Genomic DNA, 6,523 nt, shown 5'->3' on the forward strand with positions numbered 1-6,523 from the left:
AATTCTCCCAGCTCAGAGCAACATTCTTTCTATCTGACACGCCTCGCCTACACGCCAGCGTGAAAGCCCGAGGCTAGGCGATGCTGCCATGGATTCCAGTGCCCGATCCGTCAGACCAAGTGCTGGATGTGGTCGCGGGTGAATTCGATGCGCTCGTCGACGCGTCCGTCTCCGACCTTGTTCACCCAATCCGGGTCGGACAACAGCGCACGTCCGACGGCAACGAGATCGAATTCGTTGTCCTCGAACTGGCCGACCAGTGCATCGAGTCCGGTGACACCGGATGCGGCGTCCTCCGACCACGCCGAGGTGAACACGGAGTCGAGGCCGACGGATCCGACAGTGATCGTCGGGACGCCGGTGAGCTTGCGGGTCCACCCGGCCAAGCCCAGCTTGCCGTCGTTGCCCTCCAGCTCCGGGAACGCCGGATCCCAGTGGCGGCGGGTCGAAGCGTGCAGGATGTCCACTCCGGCGTCGACCAGGGGAGTCAGGACGCGTCCGAGTTCCTCCGGATTCTGGGCGATCCGCGCGTCGAAGTGATTGCTCTTCCACTGTGAGAACCGGTAGACGATGGCGAAGTCCTCGCCCACCGCAGCCCGGATCGCCGCAACGACCTGCGCGGGGAAGCGAGTCCGAGCTTCGAGGGAACCACCGAACTCGTCGTCGCGCACATTGGTTGTGGCCCAGAGGAATTCGTCGAGCAGGTATCCATGCGCGCCGTGCAGCTCGAGACCGTCGAATCCGGTGTTCTTCGCGTTGACCGCGGCCTGCACCCATTGCGAGGTGAGTTCGTCGAGGTCGGCGTCGGTGAAGGCCCGACCCACCGAGGAGCCGTCGAGTGCAATTCCGGACGGGCTGACGGTGGTGACGTCCGGGAAGAGGCGGGGTTCGGTGCCACGTTCTACGCCGAGGTGCCACAGCTGCGGGATGATCGCGCTGCCCTCGGCGTGGACGGCGTCGACGACGCCCTTCCAGCCCTCGAGGCTGGCGTCACCGTAGATCCGCGGGACGCGGGTGTGCGGGCCGGCTGCGGGGTCGGGAATGTAGGTGCCCTCGGTGATGATGAGGCCGGTGCCGCCGGCCGCGCGCTTGCGGTAGTACTCGGCGACATCCGGGCCGGGAATGCCGTCGGGAGAAAAGGCGCGCGTCATCGGGGCCATGGCGAAGCGATTGCGCAGCTTCAGCGACTTGACCTCGAACGGCTCGAAGAGCCCGGCGGTGGACAGATGCTGAGTTGTGGATGCAGTTTCGGTCACGCCTGCGCACAACCGGCATGTAACCCGAGCTATTCCCGGCGTAGGGCTGTTAGCGTCGGAGCCTTATGAGCCCTTCGCCGCTGATTTCTGCCGCCGAACTGCACGACCTCTTCGAGATGGGACGGGCTCCGGTCGTCCTCGACGTTCGTTGGGCGCTCCAGACCGGCAGCGACAGAGCAGGTTACGGGTCCGGCCACATCCCGAACGCGCAGTTCGTGGACCTCGATGCAGAGCTTGCCGGGGTCCCGGGTTCGGGCGGCCGCCATCCGTTGCCCGACGAGGAGACCTTCGTCGCAGCGATGCGAAGCGCCGGGGTGAGCGACGATTCCTCCGTGGTGGTCTACGACGCAGGACCCGCAACTGCCGCGGCGCGCGCATGGTGGCTGTTGCGTTACTACGGCCATGCAGACGTGCGAGTCCTCGACGGCGGTCTGGCTCAGTGGGTGGCCGAAGGGTTTGCCACCGGCACCGAGCCGTCGATCGTCGCAGCCGGATCTTTCAGCGCCCGGCCGTCCCTGGCACGAGTCCTCGACGTCGGCGATGTACTCGAGTTCGCCCAGAGCAACGTCCTGCTCGACGCCCGAGCACCCGAGCGATTCCGCGGCGAGGTGGAGCCGGTGGATCCGGTGGCCGGACATATCCCCGGCGCAATCAATCGACCGACCACGGAAAACGTCGATTCGGACGGCAAGTTTCTGGACCCCGGGGTACTCAATGGCACATTCGGTGGACTTGTGCCCGAGGGAAAGGCCGTCGCCGTGTACTGCGGTTCCGGCGTGACCGCCGCCCATCAGATTCTGGCGCTCGAGTTGGCGGGCTTCGATGCTGCGTTGTATCCGGGATCGTGGTCGGGGTGGATCACTGATCCGACGCGTCCTCGGGCCTAGATTCCGCGCTCTGACCAGCATCTTCACGCAACCAGGGTTGAACTTGAATCCGACTTCAACTATACCTGGGGCATGAAGGTAGAAGGCAAAGTTGCCATCGTCACCGGCGGTGGTGGCGGAATCGGCGGGGCCATCGCCGCTCGACTCTCCGAGCACGGCGCACGCGTCGTCGTCTCCGATCTCGACGAGACCACGGCCCGATCCGTGGCCGACGCCATCGAACGCGACCGGCCGGGGACGGCCGTCGCCGCCGCGGCGGACGCGTCGAACACCGAGGACATCCAACGGCTGATCGCACTGGCCGAGGACTCGTTCGGACCTGTCGATCTCTACTTCGCCAACGCAGGCATCAGCGGCGCACCCGGACTCGACGCCACCGACAAGGACTGGGATCTCTCGTTCGATGTCAACGTTCGCGCGCACATTCGCGCCGCGCAGCTGTTGGTGCCGGGTTGGCTCGAGCGCGGTGAGGGCTACTTCGTCAGCACCGCCTCGGCGGCCGGCTTGCTCACCCAGATCGGCTCGGCGACATACGCGACCACCAAGCACGCCGCGGTCGGATTCGCCGAGTGGATGAACGTCACCTACGGCAACCGCGGTATTCGCGTCAGCTGCCTGTGCCCGATGGGTGTCAACACCAAACTGCTGTATGAGGGACGCGAATCCGGAGATGCGTTGGGAGCGGCCGCAACTGCCGCGGTTCTCAGTGCCGGTGCCGTACTCGAACCGCTCGATGTCGCCGACGTGGTGCTCGACGCAATGGACCGCGAGCAGTTCCTGATCCTGCCGCACGAGAACGTGCTGGACATGTACCGCAACAAGGGTGCCGACTACGACCGGTGGTTGCGCGGCATGCGTCGCTACCAGGACAGCTTGCTCGACAACAACCGATAGGGGCCCACCGTGGCATTTTTCGAGACCTCCGACCGTGCGAAGAAGTACGAGTCGGATCTGTTGGAGTTCATGGACTCTCACATCTACCCGGCCGAGGCAGTGTACGAGCAGCAGATGCTCGAATCCGGTGACCCGCACTTCCAGCCGCCGATCATCGAGGATCTGAAGAAGGAAGCGCGCTCGCGCGGCCTGTGGAATCTGTTCCACCCGCATCCCGAGTGGGGCCCCGGTCTGACCAACCTCGAATACGCACCTCTGGCCGAGATCATGGGACGCAGCCTGCTCGCCCCCGAGGCCTGCAACTCCAACGCACCGGACACCGGCAACATGGAGGTGTTCACGCTCTTCGGCACCGACGAGCACAAGGAAAAGTACCTGAAGCCGTTGCTGGACGGCACCATTCGCTCTGCCTTTGCGATGACCGAACCCGATGTCGCCAGCTCCGACGCCACCAACATCGCGATGAAGATGGATCGCGACGGGGACGATTTCATCCTCAACGGGCGCAAGTGGTGGACGTCCAATGCGATGCACAAGAACTGCAAGGTTCTCATCGTCATGGGCAAGACCGATCCCGAGGCGGCCACGCACCGTCAGCAGTCGATGCTCGTGGTGCCCATCGACGCACCCGGAGTCACCGTCCTGCGCAATCTGCCGGTGTTCGGCTACATCGACCGCGAAGGTCACGCCGAGGTGCTCTTCGAGGATGTGCGAGTACCGGCGAAGGACGTCTTGAAGGGGCCGGGGGAGGGCTTCGCCATCAGCCAGGCTCGCTTGGGACCTGGTCGTATCCACCACGCGATGCGCACCATCGGCGTGGCCGAGCGTGCACTCGAATTGCTTTGTCGCCGTGCGGTATCGCGAGTGACCTTCGGCAAGCCGGTGGCGATGCGCTCGAACATTCAGGATTGGATCGCCGAGGCGCGCATCGAGATCGAGAAGACCAGGTTGCTCACGTTCAAAGCGGCGTACCTGATGGACACCGTCGGGAACAAGGAAGCGCGCACGGAGATCGCAGCGATCAAGGTTGCGGCACCGGAGATGGCGCTGAAGATCATCGACCGGGCGATCCAGGTCCACGGCGGAGGCGGAGTGTCCAACGACTTCCCGCTGGCCATGATGTACGCACACATTCGCACCCTGCGGCTCGCGGACGGTCCCGACGAGGTGCACAAGATGTCGATTGCGAAGATGGAGCTGAAGAAGTACCTCTGAACGTTCGTCTACCGACCCGGCTGCCAGGCCGGGTCGCGGCCGATGAAGGCCATCAGCTTGTCCTGTGAGGAAGCATCGTCGGCAACGGGGGCGGCGGGGCCGTACTGCCCGCTGTCCCGTAGCACCTGCTCAATCGGTCGCATGGCCTCGAGCGCTGCAGCGCAGCGTTTCTGGCCCAGATCAGGCTCTCGGCCGAGGGCTTTCGCCAGGTCCCAGGAGTGCATCCAGACGTCGGCGGTGTAGAACATGTCGATCGCCTCGTCCACCGGCATGTCTCCGGTGTGCGGGTTGCTCAGTACCCGGCCGGCGGGGTCGTCGAGAATTGCTTGGATATCGGCGACGTGCTGGGTCCAGGCTGCGGCCGGGTCGGCTCCGACGTCCAGCGCCGGTAGTTCGATACCGGCTCCGCCGGCGAGAAAGCCGCGGGACCACTCGACCAGGTGCCGCACCACATCGATTGCAGCCCAACCCGATACCGGGCTCGGACGAGACCAGTCCTCCGGTGATGCGGACTCCACCAATGAAGTGAACATGGCCGCGTCCTGCAGGTGTTGCTGGGCCGGGCCGGTGCTCTGCGCGAGCAGTTCGTCGAGCTTCTCGTAGCCCTCCTTTACACCGACGTCCATGCCGCTCGACAGCATGCCGTCGCGCGTCGCGAAGTCCGACATCACGCTCAATACCCTCAGACGTGTACCGCCGTCGCCACGGCTGTCGAAGGTGAGCGTTTCGAGCGCGACCGAGTCGGGTGCACCCTTCCAGGTGAAGGTCCACACGATCCGCTCGCTCGCACGCACCTCGTGGAAGCTGCCGAAGAAGGCAGCGATCTCTTCGCCGTCCCGGTCGTTGGCGAAGGCCCAAGCGCCTCCGGTGTGCCCCTTCCACTTCAGGATTCGGGTCGTCAACGATCGCGGCCCCACCCACTGCCGATACAGCTCGGGGTCGATGTGAGCGCGAAACACCTGCTCCGGCGTCGCGTCGAACTCTCGGACGATCTCGATCGTGGGGACTTTCTCGTCCGCAACGATTTCGGTGTCGTGTGCAGTCATGACACTTCTTTCGACTCGTTGGTCTCGTCGTCTGCGATGCTGTCCAGCAGGGCGTCGAGGCGTCGATACCGTTGTTCTGCTTCCTGGCGATAACGCTCGATCCATTTCGTCAACAGGCCGAACACCTCGGCATCGAGGTGCACCGGGCGACGCTGGGCATCCCTGCTGCGCGTGACCAATCCGGCCTCCTCTAGCACCTTCACGTGCTTCGAGACCGCTTGCAGGCTCATCTCGTACGGTTCGGCGAGCTCGCTGACATTCGCATCCGCCCCGGCGAGTCGAGCGACGATGTCACGTCGAGTGGGATCGGCCAATGCCGCGAACGTCCTGTTGAGCTGCTCTGTTCGATCGTCCATGAGGTTCCTCGCTGTGCGTTGTTTCCGAGGGTAAGCCGCCCGCTCGACGTAGTCAACCACTTGGTTGACTAAGTTGATCGCCTACCCTCGAACCGTGAGCGTCGGAGATGACCTGGTGCAGGACGTGCTCTCCCGGGCCCCGGGGCACCCACTACGGGTGGCGATCGACGGGGTGACGGCTTCGGGCAAAACCACCTGCGCGCGATGGCTGGTCGATGCTGTTGCAGCACAGGGGCGTCCATCCGTGCACGTGACGATGGACGGCTTTCATCATCGGCGCGCCCACCGGTATCGGCAGGGTCGGGCGTCGGCTCTCGGCTACTACCGGGACGCGTACGACTTCGACGCGTTTGCGGCACACGTGCTGATCCCGTTGGGGCCGAACGGAAGCGGGGCCATTCGGCGTCGGGTCATCGATCTGGCGACGGATGAGCCGGTGGACGATCCGCTCGAACCGGTGCCGGCCGACGCGATCGTCGTGGTGGACGGAACGATCCTGCATCGGCCGCCGCTGCCCGAGTACTGGGACTACACAGTCTTCGTCGATACCCCCATGGACGTCGCACGGGCTCGCGGTATAGCCAGGGATGCGGAGGCGCTCGGTGGCACGGAGGCGGCAGGCAGGGCCTTCGATCAGCGTTATCACGCGGCATGCCGGATCTATCTGGACGAGGTGGATCCGCGCGCTCGGGCAACGCGAGTGTTGCCGATCGACTGGAGATGACCACGATCGTTCGTGCATTCGGATGCTCACAGCGGTGGGGGGGGGGGGGGCCCCCCCCCCCCCCCCCCCCCCCCCCCCCCCCCCGCGGGAGACCCGGGCCAAACACCCCCCCCCCGCGACGCCGCGGGTGGGCGGCTGGCCCGCG

7 protein-coding genes are annotated in these 6,523 nt (G+C 65.2%); 4 read left to right on the top strand and 3 right to left on the bottom strand.

The window, feature by feature from the left end; all coding sequences use genetic code 11:
• Positions 1 to 110 precede the first annotated feature (110 nt).
• A complete protein-coding gene (locus R4P47_RS24275) occupies positions 111 to 1,256 on the bottom strand; it encodes an NADH:flavin oxidoreductase (protein ID WP_269596619.1) in 1,146 nt (381 codons plus the stop codon).
• A 65-nt stretch (positions 1,257 to 1,321) separates the two neighbouring features.
• Here R4P47_RS24275 and R4P47_RS24280 point away from each other — a divergent pair, with 65 nt between their 5' ends.
• The 3 genes from R4P47_RS24280 (at position 1,322) to R4P47_RS24290 (ending at position 4,252) form a co-directional block, all read left to right on the top strand.
• Positions 1,322 to 2,143, top strand: coding sequence for a sulfurtransferase (locus tag R4P47_RS24280; protein WP_149406420.1), 822 nt, complete (start codon positions 1,322 to 1,324; stop codon positions 2,141 to 2,143).
• Positions 2,144 to 2,215: 72 nt separating this feature from the next.
• Positions 2,216 to 3,037, top strand: a complete 822-nt coding sequence (locus tag R4P47_RS24285; RefSeq protein WP_317785998.1) for an SDR family oxidoreductase — start codon at positions 2,216 to 2,218, stop codon at positions 3,035 to 3,037.
• 69 nt (positions 3,038 to 3,106) lie between these two features.
• Positions 3,107 to 4,252 (top strand): acyl-CoA dehydrogenase family protein, encoded by a 1,146-nt coding sequence (locus tag R4P47_RS24290; protein ID WP_411567389.1) that lies wholly within the window; start codon positions 3,107 to 3,109, stop codon positions 4,250 to 4,252.
• A gap of 8 nt (positions 4,253 to 4,260) precedes the next feature.
• Here R4P47_RS24290 and R4P47_RS24295 read toward each other — a convergent pair whose 3' ends face one another.
• Both R4P47_RS24295 and R4P47_RS24300 read right to left on the bottom strand, forming a co-directional pair.
• Positions 4,261 to 5,298: a TIGR03086 family metal-binding protein gene (locus tag R4P47_RS24295; protein ID WP_149406422.1), complete on the bottom strand. Its 1,038-nt coding sequence runs from the start codon at positions 5,296 to 5,298 to the stop codon at positions 4,261 to 4,263.
• On the bottom strand, positions 5,295 to 5,654 hold the full coding sequence (locus tag R4P47_RS24300) for an ArsR/SmtB family transcription factor (protein WP_149406423.1): 360 nt from the start codon (positions 5,652 to 5,654) through the stop codon (positions 5,295 to 5,297). Before R4P47_RS24300 ends, R4P47_RS24295 begins: the two co-directional genes overlap by 4 nt.
• Positions 5,655 to 5,748: 94 nt before the next feature.
• On the opposite strand from R4P47_RS24300, the gene R4P47_RS24305 reads away from it, so the two are divergent.
• Positions 5,749 to 6,378, top strand: a complete 630-nt coding sequence (locus R4P47_RS24305) for a hypothetical protein (RefSeq protein ID WP_317786000.1) — start codon at positions 5,749 to 5,751, stop codon at positions 6,376 to 6,378.
• Positions 6,379 to 6,523 lie beyond the last annotated feature (145 nt).

Origin of the sequence: Rhodococcus sp. IEGM 1370 (assembly GCF_033142325.1) — a bacterium.
Lineage (GTDB): Bacteria > Actinomycetota > Actinomycetes > Mycobacteriales > Mycobacteriaceae > Rhodococcoides.

What these genes read in the sequence shown, in the direction of transcription:
- R4P47_RS24280 (WP_149406420.1), top strand. Translation starts at nt 1,322, where the DNA reads ATGAGCCCTTCGCCGCTGATTTCTGCCGCCGAACTGCACGACCTCTTC.
- R4P47_RS24285 (WP_317785998.1), top strand. Translation starts at nt 2,216, where the DNA reads ATGAAGGTAGAAGGCAAAGTTGCCATCGTCACCGGCGGTGGTGGCGGA.
- R4P47_RS24290 (WP_411567389.1), top strand. Translation starts at nt 3,107, where the DNA reads ATGGACTCTCACATCTACCCGGCCGAGGCAGTGTACGAGCAGCAGATG.
- R4P47_RS24295 (WP_149406422.1), bottom strand. Translation starts at nt 5,298, where the DNA reads ATGACTGCACACGACACCGAAATCGTTGCGGACGAGAAAGTCCCCACG.
- R4P47_RS24300 (WP_149406423.1), bottom strand. Translation starts at nt 5,654, where the DNA reads ATGGACGATCGAACAGAGCAGCTCAACAGGACGTTCGCGGCATTGGCC.